Origin of the sequence: Thioalkalivibrio sp. ALE25, from assembly GCF_000377285.1 — a bacterium.
Taxonomy (GTDB): Bacteria; Pseudomonadota; Gammaproteobacteria; order Ectothiorhodospirales; family Ectothiorhodospiraceae; genus Thioalkalivibrio.
This window is the reverse complement of sequence record NZ_KB897937.1, coordinates 29,025-50,788: the sequence shown is the minus strand read 5'-3', so window position 1 is coordinate 50,788 and position 21,764 is coordinate 29,025. Positions and strand designations below refer to the sequence as shown.

Annotated in this window: 19 protein-coding genes; 7 read left to right on the top strand and 12 right to left on the bottom strand. The window is 64.9% G+C overall.

Features of this window, described 5'->3' with window-relative positions:
• Positions 1–208 precede the first annotated feature (208 nt).
• On the top strand, positions 209–1,213 hold the full coding sequence (moaA, locus tag C996_RS0112310) for a GTP 3',8-cyclase MoaA (protein ID WP_018867737.1): 1,005 nt from the start codon (positions 209–211) through the stop codon (positions 1,211–1,213).
• Between the two features lie 121 nt (positions 1,214–1,334).
• On the opposite strand, the gene C996_RS0112305 is transcribed toward moaA, so the two are convergent.
• Complete coding sequence (locus C996_RS0112305) at positions 1,335–1,823, bottom strand: universal stress protein (protein ID WP_018880902.1); 489 nt, start codon at positions 1,821–1,823, stop codon at positions 1,335–1,337.
• Positions 1,824–2,087: 264 nt separating this feature from the next.
• On the opposite strand from C996_RS0112305, the gene C996_RS0112300 reads away from it, so the two are divergent.
• Together C996_RS0112300 and C996_RS0112295 are read left to right on the top strand one after the other, a co-directional pair.
• Positions 2,088–3,593 carry a SulP family inorganic anion transporter gene (locus C996_RS0112300; protein WP_026279311.1) on the top strand — a complete coding sequence of 502 codons (1,506 nt, stop codon included), beginning with the start codon at positions 2,088–2,090 and terminating at the stop codon, positions 3,591–3,593.
• A gap of 248 nt (positions 3,594–3,841) precedes the next feature.
• Positions 3,842–4,570 carry a rhomboid family intramembrane serine protease gene (locus tag C996_RS0112295; protein ID WP_018867734.1) on the top strand — a complete coding sequence of 243 codons (729 nt, stop codon included), beginning with the start codon at positions 3,842–3,844 and terminating at the stop codon, positions 4,568–4,570.
• Positions 4,571–4,842: 272 nt separating this feature from the next.
• Here the strand turns inward: C996_RS0112295 and C996_RS0112290 are convergent, their stop codons facing one another.
• Complete coding sequence (locus C996_RS0112290) at positions 4,843–6,963, bottom strand: TonB-dependent receptor (protein WP_018867733.1); 2,121 nt, start codon at positions 6,961–6,963, stop codon at positions 4,843–4,845.
• A 224-nt stretch (positions 6,964–7,187) separates the two neighbouring features.
• Here C996_RS0112290 and C996_RS0112285 point away from each other — a divergent pair, with 224 nt between their 5' ends.
• Positions 7,188–8,207: a porin gene (locus C996_RS0112285; protein ID WP_018867732.1), complete on the top strand. Its 1,020-nt coding sequence runs from the start codon at positions 7,188–7,190 to the stop codon at positions 8,205–8,207.
• A gap of 112 nt (positions 8,208–8,319) precedes the next feature.
• On the opposite strand, the gene C996_RS0112280 is transcribed toward C996_RS0112285, so the two are convergent.
• From C996_RS0112280 to C996_RS0112245, 8 genes are all read right to left on the bottom strand, one after another.
• On the bottom strand, positions 8,320–8,616 hold the full coding sequence (locus tag C996_RS0112280; protein WP_018867731.1) for a hypothetical protein: 297 nt from the start codon (positions 8,614–8,616) through the stop codon (positions 8,320–8,322).
• Between the two features lie 80 nt (positions 8,617–8,696).
• Entirely contained in the window at positions 8,697–10,109 is a 1,413-nt protein-coding gene (locus C996_RS0112275) for a hypothetical protein (RefSeq protein WP_018867730.1), read from the bottom strand.
• Between the two features lie 209 nt (positions 10,110–10,318).
• On the bottom strand, positions 10,319–10,483 hold the full coding sequence (locus C996_RS14670; protein ID WP_017942944.1) for a hypothetical protein: 165 nt from the start codon (positions 10,481–10,483) through the stop codon (positions 10,319–10,321).
• A 90-nt stretch (positions 10,484–10,573) separates the two neighbouring features.
• Positions 10,574–11,086 carry a peptidylprolyl isomerase gene (locus C996_RS0112265; RefSeq protein WP_018867729.1) on the bottom strand — a complete coding sequence of 171 codons (513 nt, stop codon included), beginning with the start codon at positions 11,084–11,086 and terminating at the stop codon, positions 10,574–10,576.
• Positions 11,087–11,102: 16 nt separating this feature from the next.
• The gene (locus C996_RS0112260) at positions 11,103–11,453 is read right to left on the bottom strand and encodes a hypothetical protein (protein WP_018867728.1); all 351 of its coding nucleotides are present in this window, start codon (positions 11,451–11,453) and stop codon (positions 11,103–11,105) included.
• Positions 11,454–11,616: 163 nt separating this feature from the next.
• Positions 11,617–13,518: an adenylyl-sulfate reductase subunit alpha gene (gene aprA / locus C996_RS0112255; RefSeq protein WP_018867727.1), complete on the bottom strand. Its 1,902-nt coding sequence runs from the start codon at positions 13,516–13,518 to the stop codon at positions 11,617–11,619.
• Positions 13,518–13,997, bottom strand: coding sequence for an adenylyl-sulfate reductase subunit beta (aprB, locus tag C996_RS0112250; protein ID WP_038028264.1), 480 nt, complete (start codon positions 13,995–13,997; stop codon positions 13,518–13,520). The genes aprA and aprB overlap by 1 nt, the downstream gene beginning before the upstream one ends.
• 37 nt (positions 13,998–14,034) lie before the next feature.
• Positions 14,035–14,811 carry a hypothetical protein gene (locus C996_RS0112245; RefSeq protein WP_018867725.1) on the bottom strand — a complete coding sequence of 259 codons (777 nt, stop codon included), beginning with the start codon at positions 14,809–14,811 and terminating at the stop codon, positions 14,035–14,037.
• A gap of 582 nt (positions 14,812–15,393) precedes the next feature.
• On the opposite strand from C996_RS0112245, the gene sat reads away from it, so the two are divergent.
• A complete protein-coding gene (gene sat / locus C996_RS0112240; RefSeq protein ID WP_018867724.1) occupies positions 15,394–16,584 on the top strand; it encodes a sulfate adenylyltransferase in 1,191 nt (396 codons plus the stop codon).
• A 65-nt stretch (positions 16,585–16,649) separates the two neighbouring features.
• Here sat and C996_RS0112235 read toward each other — a convergent pair whose 3' ends face one another.
• Both C996_RS0112235 and C996_RS0112230 read right to left on the bottom strand, forming a co-directional pair.
• Complete coding sequence (locus C996_RS0112235) at positions 16,650–17,252, bottom strand: CBS domain-containing protein (protein WP_018867723.1); 603 nt, start codon at positions 17,250–17,252, stop codon at positions 16,650–16,652.
• 154 nt (positions 17,253–17,406) lie between these two features.
• Positions 17,407–17,934: a metallophosphoesterase family protein gene (locus C996_RS0112230; RefSeq protein WP_018867722.1), complete on the bottom strand. Its 528-nt coding sequence runs from the start codon at positions 17,932–17,934 to the stop codon at positions 17,407–17,409.
• A 225-nt stretch (positions 17,935–18,159) separates the two neighbouring features.
• Between C996_RS0112230 and C996_RS0112225 the strand changes: the two genes are divergently transcribed.
• On the top strand, positions 18,160–21,024 hold the full coding sequence (locus tag C996_RS0112225; RefSeq protein ID WP_018867721.1) for a molybdopterin oxidoreductase family protein: 2,865 nt from the start codon (positions 18,160–18,162) through the stop codon (positions 21,022–21,024).
• Positions 21,021–21,752: a 4Fe-4S dicluster domain-containing protein gene (locus tag C996_RS0112220; RefSeq protein ID WP_018867720.1), complete on the top strand. Its 732-nt coding sequence runs from the start codon at positions 21,021–21,023 to the stop codon at positions 21,750–21,752. Before C996_RS0112225 ends, C996_RS0112220 begins: the two co-directional genes overlap by 4 nt.
• The last annotated feature ends 12 nt before the right edge of the window (positions 21,753–21,764 follow it).

Sequence of the window (21,764 nt, the reverse complement as noted above, 5' to 3'; positions counted from 1 at the left end):
ACGGTTTGCTTATTCATGGGCCATATTGGCCATAAGCCGGGCTTTTGGCCAACGAAAAGTTCTTATCTTGGAATAAGACAAAATTATCTGTGAGAGATTTTGTTTATTGCCGCAACGATTCTGAGGCATTGTTGTTGCGTTCCCGGAGAAGTGGTCTACGATGTGTGTGATGAAACATATCGCCCCCATCGGCAGGACGGAGCACCCCATGGAACAGCCCCTCAAGGACGAGAACGCACTGGTGGATGCCTTCGGCCGCCGCATCGAATATGTCCGCCTCTCGGTCACCGACCGCTGCGACCTGCGCTGCTTCTACTGCATGCCCAAGGGCTTTCGCGACTTCGAGGAGCCGGATCACTGGCTCAGCTTCGAGGAGATCGAGCGCGTCATGGGAGCCTTCGGACGTCTGGGCACCCGCCGCGTGCGCCTGACCGGCGGCGAGCCGCTGGTACGCAAGAACCTCCCGGACCTGGCCGCACGCCTGAACGCCCTGCCTGGCATCGACGACATCTCGCTGTCCACCAATGCCACGCGCATGGCGCGCCATGCCCAGGAACTGAAGGATGCCGGCGTGGCGCGCATCAACGTCAGTCTCGACTCGCTCAAGCCGGAAGTCTTCAAGGAGATCACCGGCGGCAAGCTGGACAAGGTGCTGGACGGGCTGATGGCCTCCAAGGCCGCCGGGCTCGACCCGATCAAGATCAACATGGTGGTAATGGGCGGGATCAACGAGCCGGAAGTCGAGGACATGGTGGACTTCTGCATCGAGCACGGCTTCACCCTGCGCTTCATCGAGACCATGCCGATGGGCGACACCGGCCGCGAGGCGAAAGAGGGCCACTACGTGAACCTGCAGGACGTGCGCGCCCGTCTGGAGCCGCGCTACAACCTGGTACCCGGCGTGATGCCCGGCGGCGGCCCGGCGCGCTACATGCAGATCCCGGACACCCCCGTGCGCATCGGCTTCATTACGCCGATTTCGCAGCACTTCTGCGATACCTGCAACCGCGTGCGCCTGTCGGTGGACGGCACCATCTACACCTGCCTGGGCAACGACCACAGCCTGAACCTGCGCCCCTACCTGCGCGAGGGCTGCACCGATTCCGAACTGGAGGATCTGGTGGTCCAGGCCATCAACCTGAAACCGGAACGCCACGAATTCTCCGAGCGCCCGGAAAAGGTCATGCGCTTCATGTCCATGACCGGCGGCTAGCGTCACGGCGGGGCTGGCCTCCTACATGCCTGGGGCCTCGACACCGCGCGAGCATTCCACAGGAACGAGGAAGGCCCGCTGGAAAGCGGGCCTTCTACGTGTCGGCGAACGGCGATCGGGCTCAGTCGACGGCGCCTTCCGGCGGCAGCTTTTCCTTCATGGAGTCGGACAGCGGCACGTCGTGCACGACCAGTACCGGCAGGCGGGCGTTGCGCACCAGCCACTCGGTCGCGGAACCGGAGAGCATGTTGGCGATCTGACTGCGCCCGCGGGTCCCCATCACGATCATATCCGCGCCCCACTCCTCGGCATGACGGGAGATCTCCTCCGGCGCACTGCCCACGGCGATGGCGACCTCGTCATCTGCCTCCGCCCACTCCTGCAACTGCGACCGGATTTTTTCTTCCGCCGAATGGCGCATTTCCTTTGCATTCAGGGGCGACGACCCCGCACCACTGAACGCACCAGCGGAACTGGGCCCTGCCACGTCCGACGGCTTCATCACATAGAGCAGCCGCTTCTTCGCCCCAGGGCAGTGCTGGCGTGCAACAGCCAGGGCCGCGGCAGAGGCGGGCGAGAAGTCGACGGCGATGATGACGCGCTGCAGCATGAAGATCCCCAATTGAACGCATGGAAGAGCCCCGACAAAGGCTTGAGCGGGGCGGCAAACTTCAGGACGGGCTTATGAAGTGCTAGACTTTGTCGCCTTTCCTGGCGGTTTCAGTCTGTACCGGCATTGAACCGCTTGCAACCGCGCCATCCACTGGTGGCAACCGGGCCCGGCTACTTCGCACAAGTCTCTGGTACCTGTTCGTTCACCCGTTGATCCCGACGCATGTCGGCTTCGGCGCGCATCGGTATTGGGGAACGTAACGTGCAGCAGACCCTACAAGACTTCCTGTCCCGCCAGCGCAAGATCTGGTTGTTCAATGTGCGCGGCGACCTGATTGCCGGGATTGTGGTCGCGCTGGCCCTGATCCCGGAGGCGATCGCGTTCTCCATTATCGCCGGGGTGGACCCGAGCGTGGGCTTGTACGCGTCCTTCACCATGGCGGTAGTGATCGCCTTCGCCGGAGGGCGCCCCGGAATGATCTCGGCCGCGACCGGGGCCATGGCCCTGCTGATGGTGACACTCATCGCCGAGCACGGACTGCAGTACCTGCTGGCCGCGACCATCCTGACGGGGATCATCCAGGTCCTGTTCGCCTGGGCCAAGCTCGCGCGCTACATGATGTTCATCCCGCGCACGGTGCTGGTCGGCTTCGTGAATGCGCTGGCGATCCTGATCTTCCTGTCCCAGGTGCCCTACCTGGTGGATGGCGACACCACCATGTGGGCGCTGGTCACGGCCGGCCTGATCATCCTCTATGGCCTGCCGATGATCCCGGGCTATCCGAAGCTGCTGCCGCCGCCGCTCGTCGCGATCGTGGTGCTCAGCGTCGTGGTCTATTTTATGGGGCTGCCGACGCTGGAGGTCGGCGACATGGGCGACCTGCCGGACGGCCTGCCGGTGTTCCTGTTCCCCGACATCCCGCTGAACTGGGAGACGCTGCAGATCATCTTCCCGACCGCGTTCGCGCTGGCGATCGTCGGCCTGCTGGAATCGCTGCTGACCGCCTCCATCCTCGACGATCTGACCGACACGCCCTCCGGCAAGAACCGCGAGGCCCAGGGCCAGGGCATCGCCAATGTCGTCACCGGCTTTTTCGGTGGCATGGCGGGCTGCGCGATGATTGGGCAGTCGGTGATCAACATCAAGTCCGGGGGGCTGGGGCGGTTGTCCACGCTGTCGGCGGGCATCTTCCTGCTGCTGTTCATCGTGTTCCTGGGGGATCTGGTCTCGATCATCCCAATGGCCGCGCTGGTCGCGGTGATGATCATGGTCTCCATCGCCACCTTCGACTGGGGCTCGCTGACCACCCTGCACAAGCTGCCGCGCACCGACGCCACCGTGCTGATCGTGACCGTCGGCACCACCGTGATCACCCACGACCTGTCGCTGGGCGTATTCGCCGGCGTGCTGCTCTCGGCGATCTTCTTCGCGCGCAAGATGGTCAAGGCGGTCGAAGTCACTAGTGCGCTCTCCGAGGACGGCCGGACCCGGATCTACACCGTGCGCGGCCAGCTGTTCTTCGTCGCCGTGGACAAGTTCATCGACAGCTTCGACTACCGCGAGGGCATCCATCACATCGAGATCGACCTGACCCGCGCCTCGCTGTGGGACAGCTCGGCGGTGGCCGCCATCGACAAGGTCGTCGGCAAGTTCCGCCGCAACGGCATGGAGGTCGAGGTGAAGGCCCCGCGAGGTGAAAGTGGTGAACTGCACGACAAGCTCGCGCAGCACGACAAGGGCGCCGACCTGGGGCCGGGCGGGCACTAGCACCGCCACCGTCATTGCGAGGAGTGCAGCGACGAAGCACAAAGGCGCGAAGCGCGTTGAACGGCCGCAGGCCGGCCCGAAGGGCGAGCGCAGCGAGTAATCTCCCTCCGAAACCCTCGGACCCCGACACTGCGCAAGCTTCAGGAGGTTGCCGCGGCCCCTGCGGGGCCTCGCAATGACGGTGCCCGTGGCGGCGCCGGGGGATTGGAGAGATTGGACCTCTTGTCCAGGCGTGGCAGGCTAGGCGGATGATGAATCTTCGCCGGCCGGCACCCCCGGCCGACCCCCGGGCCGAGCAGGAGCGGATTCGGCGTGCGCTGCTCTGGCCCATGCTGGGGGCCGCCATCCTGATCGTGATCCACGCCCTGCACGACCTGCTGGGCGGGGACTGGTCGCGGCTGGGCATCCTGCCGCGCGACGCGGTCGGGGCGCTGGGCATCATCACCTCGCCGCTGATCCACGGCTCCTGGGGCCACCTGCTCGCCAATGTGCCGACCCTGTGGGTGCTCGGCATGCTCACGCTCTACGGCTTCCCGCGCGCCACCCGCGTTGCGGTCCCGCTGATCTGGCTGATGGGCGGACTGGGCGTCTGGCTGTTCGCGCGCGAGGGGCTGCACATTGGCGCCTCGGGCCTGACCCACGGGCTGATGTTCTTCGCCGTGGTGATCGGGATTCGCCGCCGCGATGCGCTGTCCATCGCGGTGGCCATCATCATCCTGTTTCTCTACGGCAGCATGATCTGGGGCGTCTTCCCCAGCGGCCCCAGAGTCTCGTTCGAGGCGCACCTGTTCGGTGCGGTTGTCGGTGCGGTCTGCGGCTGGTTCCTCTATCGCCGCGACCCGTTCCCCGTATATCGGCGGCATGACTGGGAGGACGAGGACCCCACCGACCCCGAGACCCTGCGCAAAATCGAACAGGGGCGGCTCGACGAGATCGAGCCGAAAGAACCCCGGGAGGGGCCCGGGCGGCGCGATTAGTCGGACACCCTTCCTTGATGCGGTTCGCGCGGCGCTCAGTGCAGCGTGCGACGTAGCGGCTACGGTCCATCTTCACGGCACCGTCATTGCGAGGAGGCGAAGCCGACGTGGCACAAAGGCGCGAAGCGCGTTGAACGGCCGCAGGCCGGCCCGAAGGGCGAGCGCAGCGAGTAATCTCCGAACTCTGGCAACGCGGTGTATTCGGAGAGAGATTGCTTCGTCGGCTTCGCCTCCTCGCAATGACGGCTCAGGGTCCGGCATGGTGGCGCGCGTTAGCGCCCGAAGGTCATGCGCATCCCCGCCATCAGGGTCAGGCCCGGGGCCGGCTCGTAGTAGCGTCCCTGGTTGGCATTAATGCGGATGTTGTCGACGCTGTCCGCGTCCAGCAGGTTGTTCGCGGCCACGAAGGCCTCGACATGGGCGTTGCCATCCTGCCAGTGGCGGCCCGCGCGCAGGTTCAGCGTGGTCTGTCCGCCCACGCGTTCGTCATTGGCGTCGTTCACATAGCGCGCGCCCGTGTACAGCGCATCGACGGTAAAAAAGAAGGGCCCCTGGCGCCAGTCGGCCTCCAGGAACAGCTGCTCGCGCGGCAGCCCGGGCAGGCGGTTGCCATCGTGACGCACCCCTTCCACATCCTCGAACTCGCGAAATCGGAAATCGCTCAGGGAATATGCCCCGCTGAGGGTCCACTGAGGCGCCGCATGCCACTCCACCGCAAGTTCCAGCCCATCGCGGGCAGTGCGCCCCGCGTTGGTATAGAACGTACGGTCGCCTTGCCCCTCTATCTGATAAGGGGAAAGCTCGTCACGCACCCGAGTCGCGTAGGCCGATGCCTCCCACGAAAGATGCTGGCTCTCGCGGCGGATTCCGACCTCGATGCTGCGCGCCCGCTGCGGCTCTACGTCGGGATCAAAGCCACCGCCATCGGGGTTGGCGAATTCGGTGAAGGTCGGCGTCTCGAAGTTGGTGGCCACATTCACGAAGGCCCGGTACTCCGGCTGGAAGTGCCAGATCAACCCCGCCATCCCGCTCGTTTCCCGGAAGCTGCGGCGCCCGGAGTCGTCTGTAGCGCTGTCCGGGTCGTCGAGTTGGTCGAAGAAGTCGTCCCGGATCGACATCCTGATACGGTCATGACGGGCGCCGACCACCATGTTCCAGTTGGACCCCAGCGCGGTGTCGGTTTGTATAAACACTCCTCGCGAGCGGGCGCGCTCTAGCTGGTCTAGGGCCAGATCCCCAACGACTTCGTCTTCGTCACAGTCCAGCCCAGGTGCGAAAGTCCCCGACGTACAGCGCCGGGTGCGGTCGTCACGCTGCTCTTCCAGGTCGATCCCGGTCAGTACCCGGGTCGGGCCGATGTCCTGCTCGTACTGGGCGTTGAGTCCGTAGAAATCGCGCTCGTAGGCCACCCGTGAGTCGCCGGGGAATGGCAGTTGCTGCGCGTAATCGCGTTGGGTCCAGAACCCGCCCAGGCGCAGCTCGCCGAGGCCGAGCGACTGTTCCCACTGCAATCCCGTGGTCAGCTGCTCGGCCTCCTGTGTGCTGTCGAGGGCCATGGCTAGCGGGGCTGCCGCGCGGCGGTTCTGACGCATCTCCTCGCGGGTGAGTCCGCCGGGGTCGTCGGTGCGTGGGGCATCGAGGTAGCGCAGGTGGAAGTTCAGCGTGCCGGCCTCCAGCTCCGAGGCGGTGTGCAGGCGCAGGTAGCGCTTCTCGGCGGTGGACTGGTCGCGGTGGCCGTCGATCGCGAAATCGTGGGCGGTCAGGGAGTAGCGATGGGTCCCGTGGTCCTGTTCGGCGATGGCCTCGGCGCGGCGATAACCGTAGCTGCCCAGCAGCACCCCGCCACCAAAGCCACGCGGGTCGCGGCCGTCGCGGGTGCGCGCCGAGATCACGCCTCCGGAGGCATTGCCGTACAGCGCGGCGCTGGGTCCGCGCAGCACCTCGATGTCGCGCAGGTTCAGCAGGTCGATCGCGTCCACCTGTGACTGGCCGTCGGGGGTGGTCTCGGGGATGCCGTCCTGCAGGATGCGTAGCCCGCGCACCCCGAACGGCGCCCGCGAGCCGAAGCCGCGGATGGAGATGCGCGCGTCCTGCGCAAAGTTGTAGCGGTTCTGGGCGAACAGCCCCGGCACACGATTGAGCGCCTCGTCCAGCTGCAGGCCCTGCCGCCCCTCGGTCGCCTGGCGCTCGTCCACGCGCGATACCGCGGCCGGCAGGTCCGCCAGCGGCGTGGCCAGCCTGGGTGCGGTGACGGTGACTTCGACGGGATCCAGGACCAGTGCTTCGTCGTCGGCCTGTGCCGTGGCCGCCACCAGAAGACCGGCGAATAGCGGCCAGCGTACGCGTCCAGAGAACGTCGGATCCGGCCGTCGCACCACCTCGGTCCCTCCCATTCGGTACTGCATCATGGCGGGCGTCGAGCCTGCCCGCTCTTCAGAGGACTCGCCCCTCGCTGGCAGGTTCCCGGCCCAGGTGTTTCATTTGCGCAACAGTGTCGCGTTTTAACGCGATCTTCACCGCCCCGTAACGGACACGTCACTCGCCCTCCCCATGCTTGCGCCCTGTCGGGACGGCTTCGCGTCTCGCCAACCTGCACATTCCAATAGGGGAGAAACCCATGAATCGCAAGCAACTGCTGACCAGCCTGATTGCGGCCGGTCTGGTCGTACCGGCCCTGGCCACTGCCGACTGGACGCTGTACGGCCGCGCCCACCTGTCCGCCGATGTCCTCGACGACGGCGCCGACTACAACGAGTTCAATGTCTCGAGCAATTCCAGCCGTCTGGGCTTCAAGGGCGAGCGCGAGTTCCGCGAGCAGCTGGTCGGGATGTTCCAGATCGAACAACAGATCGACTTCGACACCAACGGCACAAACTTCGCGACCCGCGACACCTTTGTGGGCCTGAAGGGCTCCGAGTGGGGCATGCTGCGTATCGGCAAGTTCGACACCCCGTTCAAGCGCGCCCGCGGCCCGGCCAACTTCTTTGGCGACCAGATCGGCGACATGCGCAACCTGACCCGTTCCGCCGCGCAGACCGGCCGCTTCGACGAGCGTTTCAACAACAGCATCCACTACCAGACCCCGAGCTTCGGCGGCCTAACCTGGAACATCCAGTACTCGAACGAGACGGACGGCGCCACCACCGCCGACGGGGCCCCGAACAAGGCCTACTCCACATCTCTGAACCTGAGTATGGGCGACCTGACCGGCGCTCTGGCCTACGAGAAGCAGGAAGATGGCGATGTGAACCCGGATGCCTGGCGCCTGGCCGTCGGCTATCGCATCACCCCGGCCTTTCGCATGGGCGCCTTCTACCAGAACTCGGAAACCACCAGTGGTGACGATGCGGATATCTACGGCCTCGGCGGCCAGTTCCGCCTGACCCCGAGCATGTACCTGAACGGTCACGTCTTCCAGCTGGATTCCGATCTGGCGGATGCTGACGCAACGATGTACGCCCTGGGCCTGGAATACCGCCTCGACAGCGACCTGCGCTTCTACGGCAACATCGCAATGGTCGACAACGACGACAACTCGGCCCTGGCGCCGTGGAATGCCGCCAAGAGCGTCAGCCAGCCGGGTGTGGGTGGCGAGACCGCTACCGCCCTCTCGATCGGGATGCGTTACGACTTCTGACCGGGCAACACCGGGGCCGGCGGCCAGGACCGCCGTCCCCGTTTTACGAGCCCCGCCGGACTACGCCCCGGCGGGGCTTTTAGTTTTGTGGGAGGCCTTTCGTCGGGCGCGCTTAGAAGGCGGGTTCCCAGCCACTGGAACCCTCGACCAGCCGAAGGCGATCGGTGAGATCCTCCGAGTACCCGCCAGCGGACACCGTGGCATCCACCTGACAGTCAAAGACGCCCCCGTCCACCTCGCTGCAGTCGCTGCTGTGGATATCGACCGAGACGCCCTGTGCGCCGAGGCCGCTGGCCGCCACCATCTGGGCCATCACCGCCTCGATGTCGGCGGTCGACGGGCCACCACCAGAACACCCCGCCAGTACAAACGCGACGCCCGCCGCAGCCAGTCCTTTCTTGATCATCATTGCACTCCTCCTGAGTTATTGCAGGTAACAGGTCGTGCCCGAGTCTGGACCCGGGGAAACGCGGATTCACCGACACGAAGCTAGCGGGTCAGCTCGCGCGCCAGGGCCAGATAGACGCGCCGGTTTGCCTCGTCCCGGGTCGCCTCGCCGCGGAAGCGGGCAAAGGCCATGTTGTCGCGCTCGCCGTGTATCGGCACACGGTCATAGTCGGCATAGGTATCGTCGAGCTCCAGCCGGAACAGCGTGAGGACCGTATCCATGCCCCTGCGCAGGCCGCGCTCGCGGGTCTGGATGACGAGGATGGCGGTACTATCGCGCGACCCGAGCGGAAATACGTGATCGGCGGTCATGTCGCCCACCGGCTGCACATGCGCCGCCACCGTCTGCGCCAGCAACGCCTGACCGTAGGCCTGTTCGGCGGACCGCAGCGCCGAGCGCTCGTCCGAATACTCGAAGCTGCGCACGCTCTGGTTTTCCAGTTGCTGCTGCTGACGATCCAGCGACGTGGCGCGGCGGTTCAGGAGGGTCTCCTCGCGGCCGAGGTCGCGCCGGGTACCAAAGCGGTTTTCCGCCACGATCAAACGATCGTCCAGGACCTTGCGGGCATCGGCCAGGTCGGCCCGCAGGGTGCCCTCGGGTGCGCGCCGCCGGAACCCGCCCGTCACGCCAATCGTTTCGTCCAGTTCGTAGTAGTCGAGCAGACCGGAGGCCAGGATCGGGTCCAGTTGCGCGTTCACGGCTTCGCCGCCGCGATACGGGCGGCCGGACACCATCACGCACACCCCGTGGGTAGCACGCGCATCGATCTGTAAAGGGCTGTCGGCACTGGGGCAGGAGCGACTGGCGTCCACCTCCCAGGAGCGCCACGAATAGCCGTCGAACCGCGCCACCGGGCGCACCGGCAGCTCGTGCTCCATGATGGCCTCGTTCAGTGCGGCGAGGACGGAGTCGGCAATCTCGGCCTGCTTCGCTTCCAGGGCCTCGATCTCGGCCTCGACCGCTTCCACCGCCTCGCGCTCCTCTTCGACGAAGGCGTCGATGGCCGCGAGGTTCTCCTCCAGCTCGCTGCGTTCGGCCGCCAGCTCCTCGCGCGCCTGTTCCAGTTCCGCGCGCGCTTCTGCCTGCTCGCGCTCGAAGTTGTCATGGACGGCGCGGCGCTTGTCGGTGAAGGTGGCATAGGCCGCCTGCAACTGGTCGGCCGGCTCGCCTTCCACCATCAGGGTCAGATCGGAGACCGTCTCTGCGGCCAGCTGTTCGGAGAGCGCCTCAAGGTGGACCGCGGCCGGCTCCAGGTCGGCTACGGCGGCCTCGACGGATACGGTCAGCGACCAGCCGGCCTCGACCTCCTCGAGAAGCCCGCGCGCCTGGGCCTGATCGGCGATGGGCAGCTCGCCAAAGTCGAACTCGGCCTGATCGGGATAGGAAGAACTGCAGCCCGTGGCAAGCGCCAGGGCGAAGGCAGGCAGGACGCCCGCGAGAGATGCACGCTTCATGAACGCATTCCTTTGCTGAGACCTCGGCTTCCGTGCCGCAGGATTGATAGAAGGCTAGCCGCGAGCCCGGTCAATCAACTTTCGTGATCCGGCGAACGCCCGTTGACCGGCCGATCACCATCGCCCCATCACCATCGGCGAGGTGCCGCCCTGTGGACCGGCTGGATAAAAACAGCCGCCAAATCCGGGGGGTTCGGCGGCTGGCCGCGTCACGGACGTTTGGGGGTCTGGTACTCGGCTTCCTTCTGGAAGGGTTCCCAGATGGTCTCGTAGCCGACGAAGCCCTTTTCGTTGGGCTTCATCTGCCGGGTTACCAGAAAGCGTGACTTGCCGTCCGGCACTTCCGGGTGCTTCTTGTCGGATTGCTGACTCATGGTGCATTCACCTCGCTTCGATGAAAAAAGAGGGGCGGAGAACTGGCGTCGCCCTGCCCCGACATACTCACGCGCCGAACGCCTGCTCCATCACTCGATAGGGACCGCGCGCCCGCTGTCGATCTCCGGGCCCGACTCCACCTTGCCACCGTGTGCGATTTCCTCGTCGGTGGCATCGCGTACCAGCAGGATGTTCAGCTTGAAGATCACCTGACGGCCGCACAGTGGATTGTTGCCGTCGATGGTGATGGTCTTGTCGTCGAGCCGTGTCACCAAAAAGCTCTTGGTCTGGCCGCGATCGTTCTCCATCAGGATGGCGGTCCCCACCTCGCGGTACTCCTCCGGCACGTTTTCGATCGCGTCCGTGATCACGAGCGACTCGTCGCGCGGGCCATAGAGGGCGTTGCAGTCGATCGGCACTTCGATGGTTTCGCCCTGGGCACGGCCTTCCAGCTCGCCCATGACCTGGGGCGACAGGACCTCGTTGACGCCGTGGACATAGCCCAGCGGGAACTCGACCTCGGTCAGCACCTGGCCGGTTTTCTGGTCGATCACCTGGTAGTTCAGCTCGACGTACTTGTTGTCCTTGATTACTTCGGTCATGAACAGTCCCGCATTGTCAGAAAATGGACGCACCGAAGATGCGTACCTCGCCTTCCTCGTAGCCGAGGACCATCCGGCCCAGCCACTCGCCCTCCTTCTTCGTGCTGCGCACGCGATACAGGACGGTGACATGCTCGCCACGGCGAATAATGCCCAGGAAGTCCCAGTCCTCGCTGAGATTGCGGGTCAACTCGCTCTGGGCGAACTGCTTGCCCACCTCGACCTCGTTGAGGCCAAACAGCAGGTGGTAGGAGAACCGGCGGACGAACTTGCCGTACTGCCCCTTGTTGGAGTGCTTGATCAGGTCGCTCCAGATGGGGTGGGCAATCTCGAGGATCTCCTGGTCGGAGTGGTCGATGATGTTCATCGAGGTCTCCGGCAACGTCTGTGCTTCAGCTGCACTGGTCATATTAAAAACCCTCAGGTGTGGCGGTTGAAAGGGATGATCTCCGCGCGAACGCGTGGGTCATCGCGGCTGCCGAGCATGGTGGCGAGGCCGGCTGCGGCCCCGCCACCGCCACCGCAGCACCCTAGGCTTCCTCCTTCTCGGCCTCCTTGGCCGGCGCCTCGTCCTTGTCGACCAGGTGGTAGCAGGGCGCCTTCTCCATGGTGTACTCGCCCGTCTTCGGGTCACGACGCGAAACCGTCAGGTGGTGCCAGTTCTTGTCGTCGAGCTTCATGTAGTCGCCGCGGTAGTAGTAGCCCGGCCAGCGGGTTTCCTTGCGGAACAGGGTGTGGTGGAAGACGCTCTCGGCGGTGCGCACGCGGTGCTTCAGTTCCCAGGCACGCAGCAGCTCATGGATGTCCTCCGCCGCCAGCTTCTCGAGGTCCTCTTCGAGGATGTGCATCTTCTTCAGGCCGATATTGAGCAGCTTCTCGTTGGTCATGTAGCTGACCGTTACGCCGCCACAGTATTCATCCATCAGCTTCTGCAGGCGGTCAAGACCCTGGCGCGGGTTGATGAAGTTCGGATTGACCGAACCGGCCACGACCTCGTTGCTGTAGACCTTGTAGTGCTCCAGCGGCTTATAGATCTCCTCTTTCAGCTTGTTGATCTGCGAATCGGAGACACGGATGCCGTCGGCCTTGCCATCGTCGATGTACTTGCAGGCGGCCTTCGCGGCCAGACGGCCCTCGGTGAAGGAACCGGAGGAGAACGCGTGCGGCGTACCGCCCACGGCATCGCCGGCACCGAACAGGCCCTCGACACTGGTCATGCGGTTGTAGCCCCAGAAGTACTCGGGCGGGGAAACATCCTCCGGACCAGAGCACCAGGCGCCACAACCCGTGGCGTGCGAGCCCATCACGTAGGGCTCCGAGGTGGTCAGCTCGGGGTTCTCGTTCTTGGGGTCCACGTCGGTGGCGGCCCACAGGACGGCCTGGCCGACGGTCATGCCCAGGAAGTTTTCCCAGCCCACCTCTTCAAGGTGCGGGTCCTGGAAGGCCTCCATGGTGACCATGTGGATCGGGCCACGGCCCGCGTTCACCTCGTTCAGGAACGCATGGTTGCGCAGGCAGGTCGGGATCGGGCGATGCGTCCGGTGAGAGACCTCCGGATCCAGGTATTCCTTGCCGACCATCTCCTGCAGCTGCGGCCACCACTTGGATTCGTACTCTTCCCCGTTGCAGTTCTGCGTACGGGTCTTCAGATGCAGGAAGTACGCACCCACCGGACCGTAGCCATCCTTGAAGCGGGCCAGCACGATGCGGTTCTCCATCTGGGTCATCTTGGCACCGGCGTTGATCAGCAGGCCATAGGCCGAGCCGGAAGACCACGGGGCATACCAGACGCGACCCGCACCTTCACCGACCGAACGCGGCTTGAAGATCATCGAGGCGCCACCGGCGGCCACGATCACCGACTTCGACTTGAAGACGTGGTAGTTGCCGGTGCGCACATTGAAGCCCACGGCGCCGGCGACCCGGTTCTCCTTGGACTCGTCCATCAGCAGATGGGTCACGCAGATCCGGTTGTAGATCGTGTCCGCGGACTTCTTGGCGGCCTCGGCCACGATCGGCTTGTAGGACTCGCCGTGGATCATGATCTGCCAGCGACCTTCTCGCTGATAGGCGCCCGTCTTCGGGTCGCGCATCAGGGGCAGGCCCCACTCCTCGAACTGGTGCACGGTGGAGTCCACGTGGCGCGCCATGTCGAACAGCAGGTCCTCGCGCACCATGCCCATCAGGTCGATACGGGCGTAGCGCACATGGTCCTCGGGGTTGTTCTCGCCCCAGCGGGTGCCCATGTAGCAGTTGATCGCGTACAGGCCCTGGGCCACCGCGCCGGAACGGTCGATGTTGGCCTTTTCGGCAATCACGACCTTCTTGTCCTGACCCCAGAAGCGAGCCTCCCAGGCGGCACCCGTGCCGCCGAGCCCGGCGCCACAGACCAGGATGTCGATGTTGTCTTCGACGATTGTCTTGTAGGCCATCAGTAGTACACCCCTTCTTTCAGTTTGAGACCGGCGGCCTCAAGCGTGTGCAGATCCCCCTCATCCATCCGGATGTACTTGGGCTCGTTGAACAACAGCTGGCTGTCGCGCATGGACTTGTCGGGTGCGGGGACGTCCGCCAGCTGCGGGATGTGCTTGCCCCAGGGCTTGGTGGTAATCGGCGACAGGAAGTCCTTCTCCCGACCGTCGCGGAACTTGATCTTCCAGGCGATGGTGCCGCGCTCTTCGTCGCGATCGACGCGCACGCTGTGCCCCAGTGGGGCGAAGTCCGCGTAGCCGCGCACGTCAATCGCATGGTGCGGGCAGGCCTTCACGCAGGAAAAGCATTCCCAGCACATGTTGGGCTCGATGTTGTAGGCGCGACGGGTGGTTTCGTCGATATGCATGATGTCTGACGGGCAGATGTCCACGCAGTACCCACAGCCATCGCAACGGGTCATGTATACGAAAGTTGGCATGGTTGTCCTCGATCGATGCTGGTGTTCGGGTTAATGGCTAGTAGTGGTGCGGCGCTTCACGCTGGATGCCCTTCCCCATCTCCATCGGCGCATCGCGCAGCAGTTCCATGGAATGGCGCTGCTGTTGCTCGGGATCGTCGCGCGTGAGGGTCGGGAGGTTCTCGGCGGAGCCATCGGCACGGGTAATGCGCTTCTGGTAGGCCGCGGCAGGCTTGAAGAACATGTGCGCGAACTTGGACCAGTAGACGGTCGCGAACAGGGTCGTGGTCGCCGCGAGGAAGAGCGCGAAGAACAGCCACCCGAGGGCGCCGGTGCCCTGGGTCAGCGACCACAGGATGGCGAAGGTCGACATCGCCAGCAGCGACACGATGAACAGATCGGCCCGGACCAGCTGGTACCAGCGACGGCCCTCGGAGTAGACGTCGACGCGAATGAAGAACCAGAACCAGTAGCCGCCGAAAGCCAGCGACAGGGCGCCCAGATGCCACAGGACCGGCCACACGCCCGCGGCGGGCTCGCTCGCGTAGCCAAAGATCAGGACCGCGGAGGAGACCACGAACAGGATAAAGCCCCACATGGTGAACAGATGGGACGCGCGTCGTTTCGGGTTCTTGAATTCACCGGAGGTGATGACCTCTTTCCCCAGGGTCTGCATGGCCTGGGAGAATTTTTCGCCGCCGCTCACGCTGCGGGTCGCGTTCTTCTCGGCTTTCTTGGCGTTCTCGAAGAAGTACTGGGCACTCCTCTTGTGCATCATGTCGAGGATCGTGCCGGCGGCCACCAGAATGACCATGAGCACGACATACGCCTGCATTGCGGCTGGTGGAATAAACGCAGCCAGTTCGGCAAAGGGATTGCTAGTGATCACGGCGTCAGGCCTCCTCAGAGTGTCCAATGGGCACACCGAGTCTGTGCCAACTCGATCTTTTGCTTCAAATCAAACTTGCTTCCCCGCGCATAAGCCCGATGAATGAGGTCATATGCTTATTTATGGAAACACTTATCTAGCGGCCCGGGTCGACGCCATCGCAAGCCGCCAGACCGGCCAGGGGCGGCACACCGCCCGCTGCCCGCAGCACGCGGGTCCGGGGCGCCAGCGATGGCACCGGAACGAACGCCCGGGCCGGGTGAGACAAAGGGAGAACGGCCGCTGATCGGGGCGCGCCCGGGGCAGGGCTGACGGCCCTGACGGGCGGACAGATCCGGATGTGCGGCTGCGGGGGCGGTCAAGAAACCCGAACCTTTATGGACTATCTTGTGCTACGTTCGGGGTCGACCAGCAGCGCGCCCGCCCCGTCAACCGGGTGGGCGCATGCGCCCCGAACACGACTTACGTGTGGCACAGACCACCCCATCCATGCAGTTCACATCCAGCGTCGGCAGGAGAGAAAGCCCCATGATCAAACCGCACGGTGCAGACACCCTGAAGCCCCTGTTCGTCTACGACCCCGATCAACACCACGCCCTGCTGCAGGAGGCCGAGACCCTGCCCTCCGTGGTCATCAGCTCCGGCGCCGCCGGCAACGCCGTCATGATGGGCGGCGGCTATTTCACGCCGCTGACCGGGTTCATGAATGTCGCCGACGCCATGAGCTGCGCGGAGAACATGCGAACCACCAGCGGCCTGTTTTTCCCGGTGCCCGTGGTCAACCTGCTGGAGGATGCGGACGCCATTCGCGGGGCCAAGCGGATTGCCCTGCGTGACCCGAACATGGAGGGGAACCCGGTCCTCGCCATCCAGGAGGTCGAGGCGATCGAGGAATTCACGCCCGAGCAGATGGCGACCATGACCGAAAAGGTCTACGGCACGACCGACATGGAACACCCCGGGGTCGCCGCCTTCAACAGCGTGGGCCGCGTCTGCGTATCGGGGCCCATCCAGGTGCTCCACTTCTCGTACTTCCAGGACGATTTCCCCGACACCTTCCGCACCGCCGTCGAGATCCGCAACGAGATCGCGGAACGCGGCTGGAACCGGGTGGTCGCGTTTCAGACCCGCAACCCGATGCACCGCGCCCACGAAGAGCTGTGCCGCATGGCCATGGAGCAACTGGATGCGGACGGCGTGGTGATCCACATGCTGCTGGGCAAGCTGAAGCCCGGCGACATCCCGGCCCCGGTGCGCGACGCCGCCATTCGCAAGATGGCCGAGCTCTACTTCCCGCCGAACACGGTGATGATTACCGGATACGGCTTCGACATGCTCTATGCCGGTCCGCGCGAGGCCGTGCTCCATGCGCTGTTCCGCCAGAACATGGGCGCGACCCACTTCATCATCGGGCGTGATCACGCCGGGGTGGGGGACTACTACGGGCCGTTCGATGCCCAGACGATCTTCGACACCGAGGTACCCGCGGGCGCGCTGGAGATCGAGATCTTCCGGGCCGACCACACGGCCTACTCGAAGAAGCTCGACCGGGTGGTGATGATGTGCGATGCACCCGACCACACGAAGGAGGATTTCGTGCTCCTGTCCGGCACCAAGGTTCGCGAGATGCTGGGCCGAGGCGAGGCACCGCCGGTCGAGTTCTCCCGCCCGGAAGTGGCCAAGATCCTGATGGAGTACTACCAGGGGCTGAACCGGTAGCAGAAACGCGGTTCAGGCATCCGGCGACCCGCACACTCGCGCGGGCGGCCGGATGTCGGCTCCGGCTAATAGGTCTTGGACAGGGTCGCCTGGATCTGCGCGAAGGTCCGCGCGACATCGAAGGTCTGCACCTGAATCCCCAGCTGACGCCCGATCTGGGTCGCCGAGAATATCCCCCGGATGCGAGTCTCACCCGTCTGGGGATCCCGCTGACCAACCAGCGCATGCTGGCGTCCCCAGTCCTTCAGCGTCGCGACGATATCCGCCACGTCCGCCTGCATCACGCGCTGCATGTCCAGCAGGTCCACGTCATCCAGCGGCACCATCAGGTCACGCACCCGGAGGTCGTCGTACCGCATGCCGCGCTCGTTCACCATCTGGACCGGGCGCTCCCCCTGAGTGTCGCGGGCCGTGATCAGACCCAGCACGCGCTCCGAGTCCACTACGATCAGCAGCCGGACACCCCGGGCGATCATCTGCTCGGTCGCCTGGTTGAGCGTCGCCTCGGGACCGATCGTCGCAACCGGCACCCGGCGGAAATCGGTCATTACGCACAGCGCCGAGGAAGCCAGGGTGACCTGGGGGTCTTCCTCCGACACCTGCTGGAGCCCGATTCCGGGGGCCGCCTTTTGCGACGGAAGGGGCTTGTGCGGGAATTCTGCGGTCATCGCGTTTCTCCATCCACGGTGGAATCCAGAGGGACACGAATGACGCGCCCTCTCCTAGACGATGCCCTGAGACGAAGGCGCTGACAAGCGGGTCGATCATCCCGCGCCGAAACGCCACCCCGCTGCCGAATGCGGGCCGTATGACCGAGTCGGATCAGGCCGCGCTCTCCTCGGGTGTCGCCCGGATCGCGAAGTCCATGGTCTCGAGATCGCCCAGCGCCCAGGTCGCCCGCGGCGCCCCAAGCCCGGCCACGGTGCCCGGATTCACGAGCCAGGTGGCGCCATCCTTCACGTGCGGCTGCTGGCGGATCTCGGTCTCGTGGCTGTGGCCGCAGCAGACGAGGTCATAGTCCCCGGTGCAGGCCATCGCATGGGCGTAATGGGGGTAGTGCGTGACGAAGATGCGCCGGCCACCGAGGGTGATGGTGGCGTCCAGCCCGTAGTAGTGCAGGAGGCCATCGGACTGGTGCGCGATGCGCGAGATCGCGACCGGGTCCCCCAGGTTGTTGCCGTGCACCGCGTGGATCGGCACACCCAGCTTCAGTGACGCCCGCAGCGTGTTGCCGCCGATCACGTCACCACAGTGGATGACCGCCTCGGCGCCCTCGGCAATGCCGGCCTCGATCGCGCGGGCCAACATCGGGCCACGGTCGTGACTGTCGGAAACAATGCATACCTTCATGGGTTGGCAGGCCTCTGTTGTGAAATTCCGGTGCCGGAACGATAACACTGCCGCGCCCCGCCCTGCGTCCGGGCCCGATTCGGGGCATCCGAACGGGCGCGAAGAATCCATCTTTGACGCCCTTGTGGTGGATACCCCGGAACTGCATAGTGGGGGTAACCCCGATCGAAGTAAGGGGTATTGCAGTATATCGCGATTGTCTAACTTACAAGGCGTTGACGATTTATGGCACAGACCCCGTCGCAGGAAATCAAGAACACCACCTGTTACATGTGCGCCTGCCGCTGCGGCATCCGGGTGCACCTGCGCGACGGGGAGGTGCGCTACATCGATGGCAACCCGGAGCACCCGATCAACGAAGGCGTGATCTGCGCCAAGGGCGCCTCCGGGATCATGAAACAGCACTCGCCCGCGCGGCTGACCCAGCCCCTGCGGCGCAAGGCCGGCGCCGAGCGCGGGGATGGCGAGTTCGAGCCGATCTCCTGGGAAGAGACCTTCGAGATCCTCGCCGAACGCCTCGGGCACATCCGCGAGACCGACCCGAAACGCTTTGCCCTGTTTACCGGGCGCGACCAGATGCAGGCCCTGACCGGGCTGTTCGCCAAGCAGTTCGGCACCCCCAACTACGCGGCCCACGGCGGCTTCTGCTCGGTGAACATGGCCGCCGGCATGATCTACACCATCGGCGGCTCGTTCTGGGAGTTTGGCGGCCCCGACCTGGAACGCTCGAAGCTGTTCGTGATGATCGGCACCGCGGAGGACCACCACTCCAACCCGCTGAAGGTGGCGATCTCCAAGTTCAAGCGCCAGGGCGGGCGCTTCATCTCCATCAACCCGGTGCGCACCGGCTACTCGGCCATCGCCGACGAATGGGTGCCGATCCGCCCCGGGACCGACGGTGCCCTGCTGCTGGCACTGATCCACGAGATCATCAACAAGGGCCTGTACGACCGCGACTTCCTGGTCCGCTACAGCAATGCCGGCCAGCTGGTGAACATGAACGAGGAGCAAGACGACTTCGGCATGTTCCTGCGCACCGAGGATCCGCCCGAGGAGGGCTGCTACGACGCGCAGAACCAACTGTGGTGGGACCGCAAGACCGGACGCGCGGTGCCGACCCACACGCCGGATGCCGATCCCTTCCTGCTCGGCGAGTTCACCCTGGATGACGGCACCCCGGCCAAGCCCGCCTTCCAGCTGCTGCAGGACCGGGTCGCCGAATACACGCCGGAATGGGCCGCCCGGATCACCGGGATCGATGCCGAGGACATTCGCCGGCTGGCCCACGAAATGGGCGTTACCGCGCGCGACCAGCGCATCGAACTCCCCATTGCCTGGACCGACTCCTGGGGCGTGGAACACGAATCCGTCACCGGGAACCCGGTGTCGTTCCATGCGATGCGCGGACTGGCCGCGCACTCCAACGGCTTCCACACCATCCGTTCGCTGTCGATTCTGATGTCGCTGCTGGGCACCATCGACCGCCCCGGCGGCTTCCGCCACAAGGCGCCGTTCCCGCGTCCGATTCCACCCTGCGCCCGCACGCCCAAGGGGCCGGAGGGCGTGCAGCCAGGCAAGCCGCTGGACGGCATGGTGCTCGGCTGGCCCGCGGACCCGGACGACCTGTTCGTGGACGACAAGGGCGAGCCGGTACGCCTCGACAAGGCCTTCTCCTGGGAATACCCGCTGGCCGTGCACGGCATGATGCACAACGCCATCACCAACGCCTGGCGCGGGGACCCCTACCCGATCGACACCTTGCTGATCTTCATGGCCAACATGGCGTGGAACTCGACCATGAACACGGAAGAGGTCCGCAAGATGCTGAACGACAAGGATGACAACGGGGACTACAAGATCCCGTTCCTGGTCGTCGCGGACGCGTTCCAGTCCGAGATGACCGCGTTCGCGGATCTGATCCTTCCGGATACCACCTATCTGGAACGCCACGACGTGATGTCCATGCTGGACCGCCCGATCTCCGAGTTCGACGGCCCGGTGGACTCGGTGCGCATCCCGGTGGTGCCGCCCAAGGGCGAGTGCAAGCCGTTCCAGGAAGTCCTGATCGAGCTCGGCTCGCGCCTGAAACTGCCGGCGTTCGTGAACGAGAACGGGGAGCGCAAATTCCGCGACTACCCCGACTTCGTCGTCAACTACGAGACCGAACCGGGCTCCGGTATCGGCTTCCTGGCCGGCTGGCGCGGCAAGGGCGGGGAGAAATCCCTGCGCGGCGAACCCAACCCCAACCAGTGGGAGATGTACGCCCAGAACAACTGCGTATTCCAGTACGAGCTGCCGCGCAGCTACCAGTACATGCGCAACTGGAACAAGGGTTATCTCGAGTGGTCGCAGCGCAACCGCATCACGCGCTTTGGCGAGCCGATCCTGATCCACCTCTATTCCGAGGTGCTGATGAAGTTCCGCGCCGCCGCCCAGGGCAAGGGCCCATCGCGCAAGGCCCCGGCGCATCTGGCCAAACGCGTGGAGACCTTCTTCGACCCGCTGCCGTTCTACTACGACCCACTGGAATACCAGACCACCAACAAGCACACCTATCCGTTGGCCGCGATCACCCAGCGTCCCATGGCGATGTACCACTCCTGGGACTCCCAGAACGCCTGGCTGCGACAGATCCACGCGCACAACCTGCTCTACGTGAATTCGCGCACCGCGCGCGCCGCCGGGATCAACGACGAGGACTGGATCTGGGTGGAAAGCCAGTGGGGCCGGGTACGCTGCATGGCCAAGTACTCCGAGGCGGTCGAACCCGGAACGGTCTGGACCTGGAACGCGATCGGCAAGGCCGCGGGGGCCTGGAACCTGACACCCGAGGCCAACGAGTCGCGCAAGGGTTTCCTGCTGAATCACCTGATCTCCGAGGAGCTCCCGGGCGATGAAGGCCCGATCTCCAACTCCGACCCGGTGACCGGCCAGGCCGCCTGGTACGACGTACGCGTTCGCATCTACAAGGCCGAAGAAGGGGCGCCGCAGGAGACATCGCCCCAGTTCAAGGCCCTGCACCCCTACCCCGGCCAGTCCAAGCGGGCCCGTGTGGTGAACTTCTTTGCGGGAATAGGAGGTAAGAAATGACCCAACTCGCCCTTGTCATCGATCTCAACGTCTGCGTGGGCTGCCACGCCTGCGTCACCAGCTGCAAGGAATGGAACACCTCGGGCGATGCCGGCCCGCTGGTCGACCAGAACCCCTACGACGCGGATCCCACCGGTACCTTCTTCAACCGCGTGCAGAGTTTCGAGGTCGGTGAATACCCGAATACCGAGACGGTCCACTTTCCCAAGTCCTGCCTGCACTGCGAAGAGCCTCCCTGCGTGCCGGTCTGCCCGACCGGGGCCTCCTACAAGCGCGAGTCGGACGGCATCGTGCTGGTCGATTACGACAAGTGCATCGGCTGCAAGTACTGCTCCTGGGCCTGCCCCTACGGGGTGCGCGAGGTGGACACCGAAAGCAAGGTGATGACCAAGTGCACCCTGTGCGTGGACCGCATCTACAACGAGGAGCTGCCGGAGTGGGATCGCAAACCCGCCTGCGTACGGGCCTGTCCGACCAACGCACGACTCTACGGGGACATTCATGACCCCGAATCGGTCGTCTCGAAGGCGATCCGGGAAGCGGGCGGCTACCAGCTGATGCCGGAATGGGGCACCAAACCGGCCAATCACTACCTGCCACGACGCAAGACTCAGCTGACCATCCGCGAGGACGAGGTGGAGCGCGCCGACAACCCGCTGAAGATCGACAGTCAGCTGCCGAAGCCCGGGCAGGAAGAACCCTCGCTCGACGACGTCACCAGCTGGTAAACAGGGACGAAG